The 17,289-nt window shown below is 24.3% G+C and carries 16 protein-coding genes; 9 read left to right on the forward strand and 7 right to left on the reverse strand.

Features of this window, described 5'->3' with window-relative positions; genetic code table 11:
* The first annotated feature begins 543 nt into the window (after nucleotides 1-543).
* Nucleotides 544-2,136 (forward strand): hypothetical protein, encoded by a 1,593-nt coding sequence (locus tag PSOL_RS02760; RefSeq protein WP_349401843.1) that lies wholly within the window; start codon nucleotides 544-546, stop codon nucleotides 2,134-2,136.
* 169 nt (nucleotides 2,137-2,305) lie between these two features.
* On the opposite strand, the gene PSOL_RS02765 is transcribed toward PSOL_RS02760, so the two are convergent.
* The 6 genes from PSOL_RS02765 to ribF form a co-directional block, all read right to left on the reverse strand.
* Entirely contained in the window at nucleotides 2,306-3,187 is an 882-nt protein-coding gene (locus PSOL_RS02765) for a deoxyribonuclease IV (RefSeq protein WP_349401844.1), read from the reverse strand.
* A 37-nt stretch (nucleotides 3,188-3,224) separates the two neighbouring features.
* Entirely contained in the window at nucleotides 3,225-4,610 is a 1,386-nt protein-coding gene (locus tag PSOL_RS02770) for a DEAD/DEAH box helicase (protein ID WP_349401845.1), read from the reverse strand.
* Nucleotides 4,611-5,922: 1,312 nt separating this feature from the next.
* Nucleotides 5,923-6,129 carry a hypothetical protein gene (locus PSOL_RS02775; RefSeq protein WP_349401846.1) on the reverse strand — a complete coding sequence of 69 codons (207 nt, stop codon included), beginning with the start codon at nucleotides 6,127-6,129 and terminating at the stop codon, nucleotides 5,923-5,925.
* A 120-nt stretch (nucleotides 6,130-6,249) separates the two neighbouring features.
* Nucleotides 6,250-6,372, reverse strand: coding sequence for a hypothetical protein (locus tag PSOL_RS02780; protein WP_349401847.1), 123 nt, complete (start codon nucleotides 6,370-6,372; stop codon nucleotides 6,250-6,252).
* Complete coding sequence (locus tag PSOL_RS02785) at nucleotides 6,365-6,715, reverse strand: transporter substrate-binding domain-containing protein (protein ID WP_349401848.1); 351 nt, start codon at nucleotides 6,713-6,715, stop codon at nucleotides 6,365-6,367. Before PSOL_RS02785 ends, PSOL_RS02780 begins: the two co-directional genes overlap by 8 nt.
* 398 nt (nucleotides 6,716-7,113) lie before the next feature.
* Nucleotides 7,114-8,028: a riboflavin biosynthesis protein RibF gene (gene ribF / locus PSOL_RS02790; RefSeq protein ID WP_349401849.1), complete on the reverse strand. Its 915-nt coding sequence runs from the start codon at nucleotides 8,026-8,028 to the stop codon at nucleotides 7,114-7,116.
* A 330-nt stretch (nucleotides 8,029-8,358) separates the two neighbouring features.
* Between ribF and uvrC the strand changes: the two genes are divergently transcribed.
* Nucleotides 8,359-10,155 carry an excinuclease ABC subunit UvrC gene (gene uvrC, locus PSOL_RS02795; RefSeq protein ID WP_349401850.1) on the forward strand — a complete coding sequence of 599 codons (1,797 nt, stop codon included), beginning with the start codon at nucleotides 8,359-8,361 and terminating at the stop codon, nucleotides 10,153-10,155.
* A gap of 91 nt (nucleotides 10,156-10,246) precedes the next feature.
* Nucleotides 10,247-12,223 carry an excinuclease ABC subunit UvrB gene (uvrB, locus tag PSOL_RS02800; RefSeq protein WP_349401851.1) on the forward strand — a complete coding sequence of 659 codons (1,977 nt, stop codon included), beginning with the start codon at nucleotides 10,247-10,249 and terminating at the stop codon, nucleotides 12,221-12,223.
* Nucleotides 12,224-13,219: 996 nt separating this feature from the next.
* On the opposite strand, the gene PSOL_RS02805 is transcribed toward uvrB, so the two are convergent.
* Nucleotides 13,220-13,405 (reverse strand): IS3 family transposase, encoded by a 186-nt coding sequence (locus PSOL_RS02805; protein WP_349401852.1) that lies wholly within the window; start codon nucleotides 13,403-13,405, stop codon nucleotides 13,220-13,222.
* A gap of 819 nt (nucleotides 13,406-14,224) precedes the next feature.
* On the opposite strand from PSOL_RS02805, the gene PSOL_RS02810 reads away from it, so the two are divergent.
* The 6 genes from PSOL_RS02810 to PSOL_RS02835 all read left to right on the forward strand — a co-directional run bounded on the left by PSOL_RS02810 (nucleotide 14,225) and on the right by PSOL_RS02835 (nucleotide 17,048).
* Entirely contained in the window at nucleotides 14,225-14,584 is a 360-nt protein-coding gene (locus PSOL_RS02810; RefSeq protein WP_349401853.1) for a hypothetical protein, read from the forward strand.
* Nucleotides 14,585-14,612: 28 nt separating this feature from the next.
* Nucleotides 14,613-14,843, forward strand: coding sequence for a hypothetical protein (locus PSOL_RS02815; RefSeq protein ID WP_349401854.1), 231 nt, complete (start codon nucleotides 14,613-14,615; stop codon nucleotides 14,841-14,843).
* Nucleotides 14,844-15,208: 365 nt separating this feature from the next.
* Entirely contained in the window at nucleotides 15,209-15,808 is a 600-nt protein-coding gene (locus PSOL_RS02820; RefSeq protein ID WP_349401855.1) for an SVM family protein, read from the forward strand.
* Between the two features lie 4 nt (nucleotides 15,809-15,812).
* Nucleotides 15,813-16,286 (forward strand): SVM family protein, encoded by a 474-nt coding sequence (locus PSOL_RS02825; protein ID WP_349401856.1) that lies wholly within the window; start codon nucleotides 15,813-15,815, stop codon nucleotides 16,284-16,286.
* 85 nt (nucleotides 16,287-16,371) lie between these two features.
* A complete protein-coding gene (locus PSOL_RS02830; RefSeq protein WP_349401857.1) occupies nucleotides 16,372-16,884 on the forward strand; it encodes an SVM family protein in 513 nt (170 codons plus the stop codon).
* A 26-nt stretch (nucleotides 16,885-16,910) separates the two neighbouring features.
* Nucleotides 16,911-17,048: a hypothetical protein gene (locus PSOL_RS02835; RefSeq protein ID WP_349401858.1), complete on the forward strand. Its 138-nt coding sequence runs from the start codon at nucleotides 16,911-16,913 to the stop codon at nucleotides 17,046-17,048.
* Nucleotides 17,049-17,289: the final 241 nt, after the last annotated feature.

Raw genomic sequence — 17,289 nt, forward strand, 5'->3', positions numbered from 1 at the left:
TTAATTTTAAAAAACATAAATTTCACATGTTTTTTTATACTCAAAAACAAATTAAAATAAATCATGATAAAATTAGAAATTATATTTTGAAAAAAGGTCATTTTTTTAATAAAATAAAAAATAATACACTAAATATAATTATTTTGTTTTTGGATGATATAATAGAATTAATAGTGATATCTAGTTGAATAGTTACAATAGAAAAGTCACTATGAAATAACTAATGATTCGAACCCACAAATCTATTTTTTTATTAGAATATTCATTAATAAAGAAATAATTAACATAATTTTTTACTTAATCGTTTCAATTAAGCAAGGAGGTTTGTTTTCTTATTTAAATATTTTATTTTTAAAATTTTTAAGTATCAGTTTTTTTGAACAAGATTTTTTCACCCAAGAAAGTATTTTTTATTTAAGAAAGGTTAAAAAAATGAAATTCATAAAAAAAAATGTTTCCAAATCTTTTATGTCTCAGAAATTAATTTCTTTCTTGCTTATTTTCTTTATAATAATTAATTTCTCACTTTTTTTAAATTATGCAATGGGAGAATCACAAGATATTAAGGATGTTTTTGAATTAAATAAAATGCCAATTGAATTAACCGAAATAGAAAAAAACAATCCTAAATGCCAATCAGTTTTAAATAAAATCACAAAAGATAATATCGCAGCATTAAACATTGAAGATTTTATTATACAAAACGAAGGTAATAAAAACTTAATAATTAAACCTATAGATAATAGTCAACAATATCAAGGAACATTAGTTTTTACAACAGAAACTTCAAATGATTCATCAAATCGTGGATCAAATCAAAAACAACCACTTACAAATTTTTTAAAACCTCTATCAACTAAAATCAGTTTAACTGTTACAGAAATCCAAGATCCTGATTTTAGAGAAGATCGTAACAAAAAACAATCTGTTTTAAATAAAGTTTTAAAAGAAGGTCAAAATTTGTCAATAGATGACGTTTGTATAACATACACTAGTTCTTGTCACTTAGTTGTTGCATCAAATGAAGTTTCTAATAAAGTAAAAGGAAGGGTTATATTTAATTATATAGACATTAATAAAAATCAAATTGATTTTTTCTTAAAAGATAAAGAAACTAAAATAATTTTAACAAAAGCAGAAAGTCAAACTCCAACACAACCTATTTTAAATAAATTTTTAAAAACAGTAAATTCATTAACTATCACAGAAGATGTTACTATGTCAATTAATGTTGCAAATAACAAAGTAACCATTACTCCAGAAGCAACTTCTCCTAAAGTAGAAGGTAATAAAGTTGAATTTACTAATGTAGTCGTCAAAAAAGATTTAAGCACCTTTTTAAACGAAACAACAACTAAAATAATTTTAACACAAGAAGAAAAAAATCAAATTTCAACACAACCTATTTTAAATAAATTTTTAAAAACAGTAAATTCATTAACTATCACAGAAGATGTTACTATGTCAATTAATGTTACAAATAACAAAGTAACCATTACTCCAGAAGCAACTTCTCCTAAAGTAGAAGGTAATAAAGTTGAATTTACTAATGTAGTCGTCAAAAAAAATTTAAGCACTTTTTTAAACGAAACAACAACTAAAATAATTTTAACACAAGAAGAAAAAAATCAAATTTCAACACAACCCATTTTAAATAAATTTTTAAAAACAGTAAATTCATTAACTATCACAGAAGATGTTACTATGTCAATTGATGATGCTAGCAAAATAACCATTACTCCAAAAGCAACTTCTCCTAAAGTAGAAGGTAATAAAGTTGAATTTACCAATATATCAGTGCAAACTGAAGAATCAAAACAAAAATTATCAACTATATTACAAACTAAAAATTTAGGTGAATTAAGCGAAAGAAGTATTGAAGCAGTAAGAAAAGCGTTATTAAATAAATTTATCCCGGAATTAACTCAAAAACAAGAAGAAAATTTAAAAATAGAATTAATCGAAGGGGAAAACCAAGCAGATATTTCATCTTCTGATTTTGAAGGTTCTGTAAGGGTAGTATTCACTGTTAAATCATATATAAGATTAATATTGTTTATTACTATAATATTATTATTAACTATAATAATGTTTTTAATGGCCGTCCAAATAATTAAAAAAATAAAAAACAAGTGAAACACAAGTTAAATTCAAATGAATCAACTGATTTTTCTTTATGCTTTTTTTATTTAAGATAAACAATTTTTTTAATTATCATAAAATTAAATCTTTTGTTAAATTATAAAAAGACTAATTTAAAAGTTAGTCTTTTTTACAATTAATCTTGAACTTTTTGATAGTTTTTTTAATTAAACAAATTTTTGAGTTCTGGGTTGAATATTTTATTTTTAATCATTTTAATTTCCTCTAAATAAGGAGCTTTTCCATTAATGTAAGGAGTTTCTAAAATTTTTAGTATTTGACAAAAAGACGGATGATAAATAATTTTCATTAAAGCTTTGAATCCAATTTTCCCAAAACCAATATTTTCATGACGGTCCTTATGACTTTGAAGTTCATTTTTAGAATCATTCAGGTGAATCACTGAAATATTTTCGATTCCTAAAATACTTTCTACATCTTTCAAAAATTGCGTAAAATTATTTTTTAAGTCATAGCCAGCATCAAAAAGATGACAAGTATCAAGGCAAAAAGAAACTCTTTGATGGTTTTTGACTAAATTACGTATTTGCCTTAATTCTTCTAAGTTTTTACCAATTTCAGTCCCTTTACCAGCCATAGTCTCTAAAACAATCTCAATCTTTAAATCATTAGTATTTTCTAAAATAGAATCTATCCCTTGAGCCACCCAGCAAATAGCCTGCTGAAGATCACTTTTTAAAAAATTGCCTGGATGCAAAACCATTTTATTAATCTTCATCGCAGCAAAACGTTTTAATTCTTGTGATAAAAAATCAATAGCAAAATCTCTTTTCTGATGATCACTATTAGCAAGATTAACAATATAAGGAGCATGACCTACAAAATTATTGCAAGATAAATTATTTTGGCTAGCAAGTGACAAAGCAGCTTCAATTTGAAATTTATTTTGTTGAGTTCTAATAGTATTTTGAGGAGCACCAGTATAAACCATTAAACCGTTCGCTTCATAAGATAAAGCAGTTTCGATAGCACCTTTGAAATTATCTGGTTTCTTCATAGGAACATGACTGCCTAAAATCAACATTTTAAATACCTCTTTTTTTCAATCTTGATTTTATTTTTCAACTTTTTTCATTATTTGAGTTTTTTCTTTTAAATGGCGATTTGTTTTTTAGGTTTTGTTTTTTAATGGATGTATTTTTTTGGGGTTTATAAGTTTTATTGGAGGAAAAAGTTTGTATTTTTTTTTGTTTGTTTTTGTTTTTATATTCGGGAATATTTTTGTTATTAGTGTTTTTAATAAGATTTTTTTTACTACTTTTATGATCTAATTGTTTTTTTTCTATTTTATTGTTAATTGTTTCCAAAGATTTAAGATGGGGGTTTTTAATTGATTTTGGTAAAATTTCTCTGATAAAACCTTCTTTCCCTAAAAAAGATTTTTTAAAAATAATTCCCATTTGGATTAATTTATGAATTTTTTCATTTTGTTTGTTATCTTTTGGGTCATATAAAACAATAACTTCGCCTTTTTTACCTATTCTAGCTGTTCTTCCGCTACGATGAAAAAAAAACTCCAGTTGATAAGGTAAATTATAATGAATGACACACGAAGCATCAAAATCAAGTCCTCTTGATGCTAAATCACTTGCAATCACATATTGATATTTTAATTTATGAATAGATTTTAATTCTTGTTTTCTTTGTTTCACACTCAAAGAAGAATTAAAATTTAACATATTAAATTTATGATTGTTTAAAGTTTGAAAAATTAATTCTTGCTCTTTTTTATCGTTGACAAAAACCAAAGCTAAATAAGGATTTAATACTTTTGTTAGTTGAATCAGTGTTTGAAGGCGACTAGTAGTAGTTTCCAAAAGAAAAAAAGTACACTTAGAAATGTTTTGATCAAAAACATCAATAAAATTTGCTTTCCCAAAATAACGATTAATAAAAGGTTTCATTTGAAGAGTGATAGTGGCCGAAAATAATAAAATTTTAGCTTTTAAATGATTAACCAAAGGTTCTAAAGAAGTTAAAAAAGCTTGATCAAACATCATATCGGCTTCATCTAACACCAAATAAGAAACATATTTTAAATTAATTTTTTTTAGTTTAAAAGCGTATTCTAAAATTTTATCAGGAGTAGAAATAATTAAAGAAGGTTGTTTTTTACTAAGTTGTTCTAATGTTTTTTGTTTATCCATCCCACCATAAAAAATTTTGGTAAAATGATTTTTCTCCACCTTTTTTAACATTTCCCAAACTTGAAAAACTAAATCATTAGTCGGTACTAAAATAATAGCTTGAAGAAGGTTTTTTGGGAAATCAATTTTACTTAACAAAGGCAAAAGATAAGCGTGTGTTTTTCCAGTTCCGGTCGGTGCAATACCGACTAAATTACCTGGTTTGTCAAATTGTTGAAAAACTTCTTTTTGAATAGGAGTTAAAGTTTTAAATTTAAGTTGAATTATTTTTTTTTGAATATAATTTTGTAATTGGGACATTTTTTTCCTCGAATCATATATATATATATATATATTATATCAACTAATCTTTTAATTGAGGTGTAATTGATGTTTGATGGTTGATTTTTATTTTTTTAACGACAAAGGTGTATCTTGTATTTACGCTATTTTTTAATTATTTTTTCATTTTTAGTTGTAAAAAAATAATTTTTCAGGTTAAAATAAAAGTGAGGTTTAAGTATTATTTAAAATTTTAAAATATTTTAGATAAATTAAAATAAAGAAGGGGGGGTCTTTTATGAAGCCAAAAAAAAATAATAAAGGTGTGAAAAAAAATAAAATAATAACCAAACAAAAAAAAATGAAATATAAAATAAAAATATCTCATCTTTTTGGTTGGGTTTTGATTATTTTTTTATGTTCAGTGCCTCTAGCGCCTTTTATTTTGTTTGTATTCAATAATTTCTCCAAGTAAATCCAAGTAAAATAAATTTAAAAAAAATTTTAACATGAAACTTTTTTTTAAAATCATAAAAAAATTATGAAAAAAACTATTTTTACAATGAAAATGCCTTTTTGTCTAAAAATATATTAATCTTGTTGTCCAAAGCAACCCCCTAAATAAAAATTAAAAAAATCATTAGCATTTTTTTAAATATTTAAATATTAGTTTATTAATTAAATTTATACTTAAAATTAAAATTAAATAAATGATACTAATCGTTAAGTATCGCCATTGATAGCAATATTTTTTTTGCGCTTGTCAAATAATTCCTGTCAATCCAATACTAGAAAATAACACTGTTTTCTTTAATGTTAACAATAAATTGACTCCAAAATAGAAGGATAAGTTCTTTTAATGCTTTGTTCAAAAATGATATATCTAAAAACTTGAACTTGAGTCATTATTTAAATGATAACTATTAAAGTGATGATAAAAATACCTTTATTAGTGATAAAAAAAATCATTTTTAGTAATTGCTAATGTCAAAAAAATAAAATAAAAGTCCTTGAATCAAAACAGGAACCGCTTGGAAAAACAAAAAAACAACAGTCAATTAAAAAAGAAGATGTTTTTTCACATAACGAAACATTTTGTTTGGGATATATGAGTTAGGATCGAAATATTTAATTTTCACCAATATTAAAGCTAACAAAAATCCTAAAAATAAACCATCAAGTCTAATTATAAAAAATATTAAAAAAGGTTTGCCATAAGAAGGTAAAGAAAATATCATTTTACTTAAAATATTTTTAAATTGAACTTTTTGTTGTAAATGTCACAAATATTGCATAGCTAGTTTAGTAGAGTCATCATAAATCTTTTGTTTTTCTTATTCAGATAATTTTTCTAAAACTTCTTTGACTTTTTTTGAATACTTCCTTCTGTTTGGGTAGTATTTTTTTTGAAAAAAATACCTATAGGTGCCATTTTACAATTTAACTCAACAATCTCTAGTTTTTTATTATCATCATTAATTTGGTGATTATAATTTTCAACAGGAAAAAATAATAAATTCTCATCGATAATATAACCATCAGCACAATCATTAATCACATTAAAAAAACTCTAGCGTTATCAGTTAACGATAATAATGATTCTTTAACGCTGTGATTTTCTATAGGTGATTTTGGTTTTTTTCTTCTTCTTTTATTTTTTTGCATATTCTGAATTTTTTCAAGTAGTTAATTTGATGTTTTTTTGAACATTTTGTAAATCTTTGTCATCAAATGATAAAGTTTTTTCTTGATTAGAATCAAAATAAGGTTTAAATTTATTTTTATTGATTGTTTTAATCAACAACCTCACTTTTACTATATACATTTTTTTCTACGTCATAAGTGTGCGCACGCTCTTCTGTATAATTATAAGTACTACTAACAACATCGTAAACACCATTGTTTAAAGAAGTCCACATTCCATCTTTATCAACGGTTGTCACTTCTAAATCAACATCCATTTTATCAACTAAAGCTTTAAATAAAAGAGCATCTGTTCCAGAAATCTTACCACCATTAGTAGTAGTAATTGCAATTAGGGGGTATCTATCGGTAGAATCAAAACCAGGCAAACCTAAAGTATTAATAATGCCAACTTTTAAACATTTTTTATTGGAAATTTTTTTAGATCTTTTAACAAACAAAAAAATAATGCCCCACAAAGAATAAAAAAAGGGAAATAATAACTATTGTAATTTTAATTAACTTGAAATAATTCTTTTTAACGTAAACATAAATTCTTAAAAAAAATTCACGAAAAGACCCTTATTCCTTTAATATTTTTTTAACTTTTTAATAATAAAAAAAGATATTTTTTTGAATAATTGAAAAATATTTTCAAATCAAAAAAGAACATTTTATAATTACTATTATACCTTAAAAAACGATAAAAAACAAGTAGATTTTTTGCAAAAGAAATATTTAATTTGCATTTTTGACAAACAAACACAAACTTTAACTAAAATTTAAAACAATAGTATAACAAATAAATAATTAAAAAAACACTTTTAAAGGTGGTTTTGATATAAAACATTACTAAAGGTTAAAAAGTTTTTTTGTTTAACAAATCTTTGGTAACAGCAACATCTTTTTGAATTTGCGCTATCAACTCTGAAATATGAGTAAATTTCTTTTCTTTTCTTAAAAAAGATATAAACTCAACTTCAATTATTTGGTTGTATAAAACCTTGTCAAAATTTAAAATATGAATTTCTAAAAGTTTTTTGGTCTCTTTTTCAAAAGTCGGACGCACACCTAAGTTAGCTGTTCCTGCGTATTTTTTACTTTCATAAATGACAAAAACAGCATAAACACCGGGATGAGGTAAGAAAAAATTTGTGTAATCTAAATTAGCTGTTCGAAATCCTAAAAGACGTCCCTTTTGTTGTCCTTCGATAACCTTACCTTGAATTAAATAAGGTTTGCCTAAACAAAAATTAGCTTCTTCAATTTTTCCTTGAATTAAAAGTTTTTTAATATAAGTACTAGATATTTTATGTTGGCAGTTATTATTTTTTGCATAATCCTCAATTACACAAACTTCAAATATTTCACTTAAATCCTGATAATTACCTTTTCTTTGATAGCCAAAACGAGCTTCTTTAGTGATGACAATTCTTTTAACATGATTTTGTTTTAATACATTAATAAAATCATTTTTGGTTAATAAAGCTAATTTTTGAGACCAACGCCATAAAAATAAATAATTAAGCCCTAAAAAACGATAAAAAGCTATTTTTTGGTCTAAAGAAGTTAAAAAAAATTCTTCTTTTTGTTGAAAAAAAGCTTTAGAATTAGGTAAAAAATTAATTAAAGCGTTTTTAGTGTCTTTAAAAGAAATTAATTTTTGCAAAATGTATTGGTGTCCTAAATGGAGGCCATCAAAATCACCAAAAGACAAAGTTAAAGAATCTATTGTATTGAAATTTCGAATCAATAAAGAGTTAATTATTTTCATATGGTTTTATTTTCTTTTTCTTAAATTCATTTATTTTTATAGTTAGTAACAAGCTTTTCTTTATTTTATGGAAATATTTAAAAAAGCACTATCTTTATTTTACACCGAAAAAACTCTTTTACAATCATTTTAAAAATTAATATTAATTTTGGTATAATAAAATTAATGAAGATAATTTTTTTATGGATTAATCGCTAGTTTTTTTTGGAAAAAAATATTGATTTATTAGATAATAAATATAATCGTAATTTTTAATAATGAATTCTAAACTTAATTTAAATATAATAACTTGTTAAAAAGCAAATTAGAAACAAGGATAAAACTTAATTAATGTCATTACTTTTAGAAAAAATAAAAACTTTACCTCTCAATCCTGGTTGTTATCTTTTTAAAAATAAAAACAGCACTATTATTTATGTTGGTAAAGCTAAAAATTTAAAAAAAAGAGTCCAAAGTTATTTTATTAAAGGTCAGCACAACCAAAAAACAACTTTAATGATTAAAGAAACTCAAGATTTTTGTTATATTATTACTAACAACGAACAAGAAGCTTTAATTTTAGAAGCTAATTTGATTAAAAAGCATACTCCTAAATATAATTTTAAACTTTTAGATGATAAAACTTATCCTTATCTTGAAATTACTCAAGAAAAAGACCCTCAATTAAAAATTTCACGCTTTAAAAAAATTCCACAAGAAAAAACTCTTTTTGGTCCTTATCCCAATCTTAAAAGCACCAAAGAAACTTTAAAATTACTGCATCTTTTATATCCTTTAAAAAGATGTTCTCTTTCTACTAAAAAAGCTTGCATTCATTTTCAGATAAATCAATGTTTAGGGGCTTGTAGTGGTAAAATAGTTGATTATAAACCCAATATCAATGCGATTACTAGTTTTTTAAAAGGAGATACCAAAAGTATTTTAAAAAAAATAAATATGAAAATGAAAGCAGCAAGTAAGCAAATGTTTTATGAAAAAGCTCAAGAATATCGTGATATGATTGCTCATATTAAAAATACTACTAAAAAACAAATAATCAGTCACCAAAAAATGAAAAATTGTGATATTTTAGCATACGCTTATAATAACGATCAAATAGCTATTCAAATTTTAAAAATGCAACAAGGCAATATTGTTGACTCTTATCGCAGTGTTTTTTCCTATGTTGGTTATCCCCAAGAAAATATCAACAATTATCTTGCCTTATATTACCAATTTAAACTAAAGCCTGAATTTATTATTACAGGTAAAAACAATCAAAATCAAATTTTTGAAGAAACATATATTCAACAAAAAGAAGCCATTTTGTTTAATGTGAAATTATTAGAAAAAACATTAAAAACCAAAGTAATTGTAGCTCAAAAAGGCGATAAAAAAAAAATATATTTACTAGCTTTAAAAAACGCTAAAAATGATTTATCACAAAATAATTTAATCTATCAAAGCAAAGATCAAGTAACCCAACAAGCTTTAGATGAATTAGCAGTTATTTTTAATCACGACATTAAAAGAATTGATGTTTTTGATAATTCTCAATTATTTGGTCAAGCTTTTATTTCGGTAAGAATTGTTTTTGATAATTTTCATTTGGAAAAAAAACTTTATCGAACTTTTCATATTAAAGACAATTCTCCTAATGAATTTCAAGCTTTTGAAGAAGTCTTAACTAGAACTTATGGCAAAAAAGAAAAAGAAACCTTAATAAAGCCTGATTTAATTTTAATAGATGGTGGCTTTTTACAGTTAAAAACCAGTTTTAAAACTTTAAATAAACTTAATCTTGAAATAGCTTTAGGGGCTTTACAAAAAAACAAAAAACATCAATTAGAATATCTTATAACATCACATGATAAAATTTCCTTATCACAAAAACCAAAATTATTTCCTTTTTTAAAAAGATTAAGCGAAGAAGTTCATCGTTTTGCTGTTAAATTTCACCATAAAACCAAACACAAACTTGATTATCAAACTGCTTTATCTCAAATTAAAGGAATTGGATTAAAGCGTCAAAAAATGATCTTAACTCACTTTACCAGTTTGATGGAGTTAAATAAGGCTTCTTGGAAAGATTTTGAAAAAATAGGGATTTCTAAAAAACTTTTTAAAGCAATTAAAAATAAGATTTAAAAAAATAAACTTCAAACAAAAATTTATATATTGTTGTATTAAATTAATACTAAAGAATTAAAAAGCACTAAAGAAAGAAAATAAAAAAACAATGAACATGTTTAAATTGCAAACTTCTTTAAAACCAAGTGGTGATCAGCCTAAAGCCATTCAAAAATTAGTTAAAGGTTTTGAAAATGGTATTAGAGAACAAATTCTTTTGGGAGCAACAGGAACCGGAAAAACTTTTACTATTGCAAACATTATCCAACATTTGCAACAAAAAACTTTAGTTATTGCCCATAATAAAACTTTAGCAGGACAGCTTTATAATGAATTAAAAGCGATGTTCCCCCACAATCAAGTTGAGTATTTTATTTCTTATTATGATTATTATCAGCCTGAAGCATATATGGCTTCAAGTGATACTTATATTGAAAAAGATTCTAAGATTAATGATGAAATTGATCAATTACGTCACAATGCAATAACTTCCTTACTAAATCGAAAAGATGTCATTGTGGTTGCTTCTGTTTCATGTATTTATGGAGTAGGAGATTTAAAAGATTATCAAGCATCAACTTTATTATTGCAAATAGGTGATCAATATGAAAGAAATCTTTTTTTAAAAAAATTAGTAGAACTAAAATTTCAAAGAAACGAAATTAATTTTATTAGAGGGACTTTTAGAGTGAGAGGTGATATTGTAGAAATTATTCCACCTTCCAACAAAGAAATTGGGACAAGGATTGTTTTTTTTGGTAATGAAATCGAAAAGATACAATTTTTTGAATTGTTAACCGGGAAAGTGATTGATAACCTTAAATTAATTAAAATTTTTCCCGCCAGTCTTTACGCCGTTAATCCCGAGAAAACAAAAGAAAGCGTAAGGAGAATTCGTCAAGAATTAAAAGAACAAATTGCATATTTTGAAAAAGAAAATAATCTTTTAGCAGCCCAAAAAATTAAAATACGTACTTTATATGATTTAGAAATGTTAGCAGAAATAGGACATTGCAATGGGGTTGAAAATTATTCTAGACATTTAGCTTTAAAAGAACAAGGAGAAGCTCCATCTACTTTAATTGATTTTTTTGGTAAAGAATTTTTAACAATTATCGATGAATCACATGTAACCATTCCTCAAATTAAAGGGATGTATTTTGGCGATTTTTCGCGAAAATCCAATTTAGTTAATTATGGTTTTCGTCTTCCTAGTGCTTTAGATAATAGACCTTTAAAATTTGACGAATTTGAAAAAAAAATAGATAAAATTATTTATTTATCAGCCACTCCAGGAGATTATGAACTAACTCGAAAATTACCAATTATCGAACAAATTATTCGTCCTACTTTTGTGCTTGATCCTGAAATTGAAGTTAGAAGCACCAACAACCAAATGGATGATCTTTATTTTGAAATAAAAAAAAGAGTTAAAAATAATCAAAGAGTTTTAATTACTACTTTAACCATTAATATGAGTGAAGATTTAACTGCTTATCTTAAAAATTTAGGGATTAAAGTAACTTATTTGCATAGTGAAATCAAATCCTTACAAAGACTTGAAATTTTAAGAAATTTAAGATTAGGTAAATATGATTGTTTAGTGGGGGTAAATCTCCTAAGAGAAGGACTGGATTTACCCGAAGTCGCTTTAGTAGCTATTTTAGATGCTGATAAACAAGGTTTTTTAAGAAACACAAGAAGTCTAATTCAAACAATCGGAAGAACTGCTCGTAATATTAATGGAAAAGTAATTATGTATGCCGATAATACGAGTCATGCTATGCAATTAGCGATTAAAGAAACTGCTAGAAGAAGGCAAAAGCAACAAGATTATAACCAAAAAAATCAATTAGTGCCATTAGCCCTTAATAAAACTATTTTAGAATCCATTTCACCACAACAAAAAGATAAACTTATAAAAAACAAAGAATTAACAAATAAATTTAAAGATATTAACCAAAAAATAAAAAAATTAACCCATTTAATGAAAGAAGCAGCTAAAAAACTTGATTTTGAAAAAGCGGCCTCCTTAAGGGATGTAATTTTAGATTTAGAAAATAAAAAAGAACAAAAAAAGAAATAAGGTACCGGTATCTCAAAACACTACCACTTGAAAACAAATATCAAGGCGTAAAAATGTTTATTAATTTACTATAATTAAACCAAATAAAATTCAAATTGCAACATAAAAAAAGAAAATGAAAATAAAAAAATAGGTCAAAAAAGGGGGTTGAAAAGATAAAAAGTGAGTAAATAAAAAGAAAATAAGACTAAAAGAAGAAAGTCTAGTCTAAATACTAATATAATTAATATTATATATAATATACAATATTTTTTTTATTTGTCAATAATTTTTTCAAAAAAATTAGTATTCGTTTTTTTTACAAAAAAACTATACAAGACTAGACTAGACTTTTTCTATTTTTTGGTAAGCTCCACGAAAAGTTAACTGATAAAGAACAACACTTTTTGAGACAAAAAAAGACATGACTCAAAAAAAATGTTTACTATTACTTTTATTATACACTGCTAAAATCGAATTTCAACATAAAAAAATAAAATTTTTTTGTTGTTCTTTGGTTGGTACAAAAAAACATAAAAAATTAATAATTTATGTTTTTTAACATAATTGCCTAAAAAAATAACTTTCATTTAATTTTACTATTGACAATAACATTATTTAAGTGTATAATGAAAGATATATATAAAAATATATATCCCCGCGAGGACGATTTGCTAGTATTTTACTTGCTTGTTAGCAATGTATGACAATTTTAGAAAAATGTGTGGCATTGCAAAAAATCGCAAGTAAATAACAAATCAAAACAACCTTATTTAGAAAAAATGTATCGCATTTATTATTATATATAAATACTATCGTTTATTAAAAACTAAAAATATTGCCCTTTAATAAGATTTTAAAAGGAGTATTTGAGAAATTTATTAATATACCCCCTAAGACGTCACCAAGGAGCAAAATTAAGCGCTATATCAATATTATAAAAATTAATTAAACCTTTTTTTTGAAAGAATTTAAAAAAAAATCAAAAAAAATAACCATTCAAAAATAGAACGGCAATTATTTAAAATATTTTTTTTTATATTCGATCGGAGATAAATAATTAAGAATTTTCATTTTTCGTTTGTAGTTATAATAATGCATATATTTATGAATAATATTTTTAACTTGATTTTCGGTTAAGTATTTCATTTTTTCGGGATTTAAAAACAAACTACCTAACAATGCACGTTCAACTTCTAACATCTTTTCCTCCTTTTTTTGCATTTGGGTACAAAAAATACCCAAACTATTTATTTTAATTAATAAATAATTTGGGTATTTTGTTGCTTTAAACCAGTTCACTTTTTTTGGGGCAGTCTACATTTAACCATTTATAATAACTGGTTTTAGAAATTAAAAGCCATTGAGTAAGTTGATTAATGGAAAAGTAATTTTTGTATTCATCAATGATATTTAAATAAAAGGCTCTATTTTTTTTAACAGCTTATGTTAATTTTTTTTGAATCTCTATTTGAATATGCGAATTAGATGCTGATTCTTCTTTTTGATATTTTTACTAAAAGATAATGAAGTTTAATCAATTGATTACAAATATCTTGGTTGTTTTTGTTTTTTAAAAAATCTTCAAATAATTTTTTTCATTATAATTTTTTTTCTTCTAGAAATATATTTTTAGAAAAGATGTGAAATTATTTTAATCCTTTTTTGATAACAAAAAAACTAACTTAATAGTTAGTCTTAAAGATTTTTTAAAAAATAAAAATTGTCTAAAATTTGGAACAGGGAAACCATTTGAACCCAAAAGAATTATTTAGATAACAAAATCGTTTAGAAAAAAAACAGAAGAAAACAATAATGAAATCGAAAATGCAAAAGACGAGCTAAAACAAAAAAATCCTAATTACAATCGTGCCCAAAAACGCTATGAAGAAAAACAAAAACGAAAACGATTTGACTTAATAACTTTTTTTAAACATTTAAAATATAAAATTGTATAATGGTAATATATTCGTATTTCAATATTTGATAATAAACACTATTATCAGAAAGGGAATGAAGTTTATGAATATTAATAATTTTTTAAAAAAACATTTAGTAACTATCGAAATTATTTCACTTCTTGGGATTATTGTTATCATTTGGCTTTACCAAACACAAGAAGAAAAAATAGAAATTGAGAAAATTAGAACAAAATTAATTAATGATTTAACTCAAACACAAACCCAACGGAACCCAAAAATCGAAGAATATCAAAAAACATGCGATGATTATAATCGCCAAATTCAAGAAAGTAAAACTAAATTTCCTTTGTTAAACCCTCAACAAACCAATTTAAAAAAAAATTACGAAGACAAAATAAAAGAAATTAACAAAAAACAACAACCATTTAAATATTTACCAAACCAACCCGAATCAGGTTAGAACAACAAGCCGAAACAACTATGATCGTTTGCAACCCGAAATCTTTAAATTACAAGACGAAGAATTGGAAATAGTTAAACAAATTAGACAAGTTGAAATTAAAATCGGTAAATTAAAAGCCACCCAAGAAAAGCATGAAGGTATATTATCTGACGCCATCAAACTCAAAGATAAAATAAAACACGATTATGATAGTTCAAAAGAACGAAGTAAAAACGACACAATTTCTCAACTCCCTCTACAAAATCACCTCAGCTGAGGGGGAAAGGGATTCACATTTAAATGAATTTATCTAATTTTGTTGATTTTATTAAAACAATATTACTTATAATTAGTAGTATTTCTATTATTAATAATTTCATAGTACCATGTTTTTATATATTATTTAAAAACTATAAAATACGTAAATTAAAAGATAAAAACATACAAGCTAATATTAACCATTAAGAGAAAAAATGTTTTATTCATCTTTTAGTAACTCTTCATTCTTTTTTTTATTTTAATAGTTTTAATTTATGATTTTTACAAAAAAATTATATAATTAAAAAAAACAATTAGAAAAGTAAAACTATAAGATATTACCTAAGTTTAGGGATAAAAAATCAAAGGAGTTATTAATTAACCTTGAAAGTAAAAAAACAATTACACTTATTTAAAATAGTTTTATTAGTTTGTTTAGGGTTGTTATTTGTTATTAACAATAATAATCAAGTTATGGCGATGAATAATAATTCATCACAAAATATTTCAAATGTTAACAATAATATAGATGAATACAATGTCTTTACTAATTTATTATCTATACAAAGAAGAAGAACTCAACAAATAATTAATGCTCTTAACAATAATGTTTCGGAAACAGAAATTAATACTCTATTAAATCGATTTCAACAAATACACGAACAAATAATAACTTATCAACAAAACCAACTCAACAATCAGCAACAAACAACGAGAAATTTTGAACGAAATATGACAAGAATTCAACTTGAAAGAGAACTTTTATTATTAATACAAGAAATGGATACAGCTCTTAATAATACACCAGTTCATGCTTCGTTAGAACAAATTAACGTATTAAGAAATATTCAAATGAAGAATAGACCAAAATCAAAGACAAATAAATATTATAATTCAACAAATTCAAAACAACCAAAATCAACCAAACATTCCCAGAAGACGTTAAATTTAAAATATTTTTTTGTTATGAAAAAGGAGTTATGAATTAATGTTTAAAGTAAAAAAACAATTGCACTTATTTAAAATAGTTTTATTCATTTGTTTAGGCTTATTATTTGTTATTAATAATAATCAAGTTATGGCGATGGATAATTATAATTTAAACGATCAAAATTCAATAAACAATGAAATATATCAACTTTCATTAAAAAAAGAAAACTTATTTAATAAAATTTTACATTGTGATAAAATTAATTTAAAACAACAATTAAAAATTTTAGATCAAGCAATTAAAAAACTTTATCAAAGACTTTCTGTTGTCAATACTCTAAAATATATAAATGAAAAAATTTGGCGTTATTCATACGAACGTAATCAAGTAGCTATAAAAATTTTAAGTAGAACATATCAAGACACAACAATAGAGGAACTCAATAATGAATATCAAGAAATAATCCAAAAAATTAATAATTTGAGACAAAAATATGTTAATTTACAATATAAATTAAATGAATTTCATTAAATCATATTATATAAACTAACCACCCTTCAATCCCTCTATGAAATCACCTTAGCTGAGGAATAAAATATAAAAGGAGTATTTATTAATGTTTAAAGGAAAAAAACAATTACACTTATTTAAAATAGTTTTATTTATGGGTTTAGGGTTATTATTTATTATTAACAATAATAATCAAATCATGGCGATGAATAACGGTCATGCTTCACAAAACAACAATCATACATCAAGAGGTAATAATCATACTGATGATGAATTAGAACAAGCTCGTATTTTACAAAATATGAATTTAGAACAAGGTAGAATAGTTCAACAAATTTTTAATGCTAGAAGCAATAATGTTTCAGAAGCAGATATTTCTTTACTTTGGCATCAACATCGCCAAATCACTCAACAAATTAATAATCACCATATCTCTATGTTTCTCGAAAGACAACATTTATTATTAATACAAGAAATGGATGCAGTTCGAAACAACACTCCACTTTATACTCCTGAAGAAGTAATAAACAGATTAAGAGATATTCAAATAAGAATAGAACAAAACCAAAGACAAATTCAACAAATACAAAACAATCAAAACCAACCAGAGAGATTATGATTACACTTTATAAGACCTTTTAAAACATGAAATTGCCATCTAAGAAGCTTTTGTCTTTTTGGGACGTCCAAGAAAAACCCCACGAAATAAAACCTAAAATACACATAATAATTAGCAACATCTTTGCCAACCAAAACAAGAAAAAAAGATTAATGATTATTTAATCAGAAATAACATTATCAAAGAACCAAAACTCATCAAATTAGGTTGTTATAAAACAACACCTTCTACTTGGTTTGGTTTTACCTTACCATCAAGAACTTTCCATGATGTTCAAATTGACGCCATTTATTTTGACGATGGTATTAGAGTTATGAGTGTATCTCTACAACAAGAGATTCAAAAGTTAAAAATAGAAGATTTATTAAAACTCTCCAATAGTGCTAAAAATATTTATCTCTTTCA

Origin of the sequence: Candidatus Phytoplasma solani (genome assembly GCF_040126175.1) — a bacterium.
GTDB lineage: Bacteria > Bacillota_I > Bacilli_A > Acholeplasmatales > Acholeplasmataceae > Phytoplasma > Phytoplasma solani_A.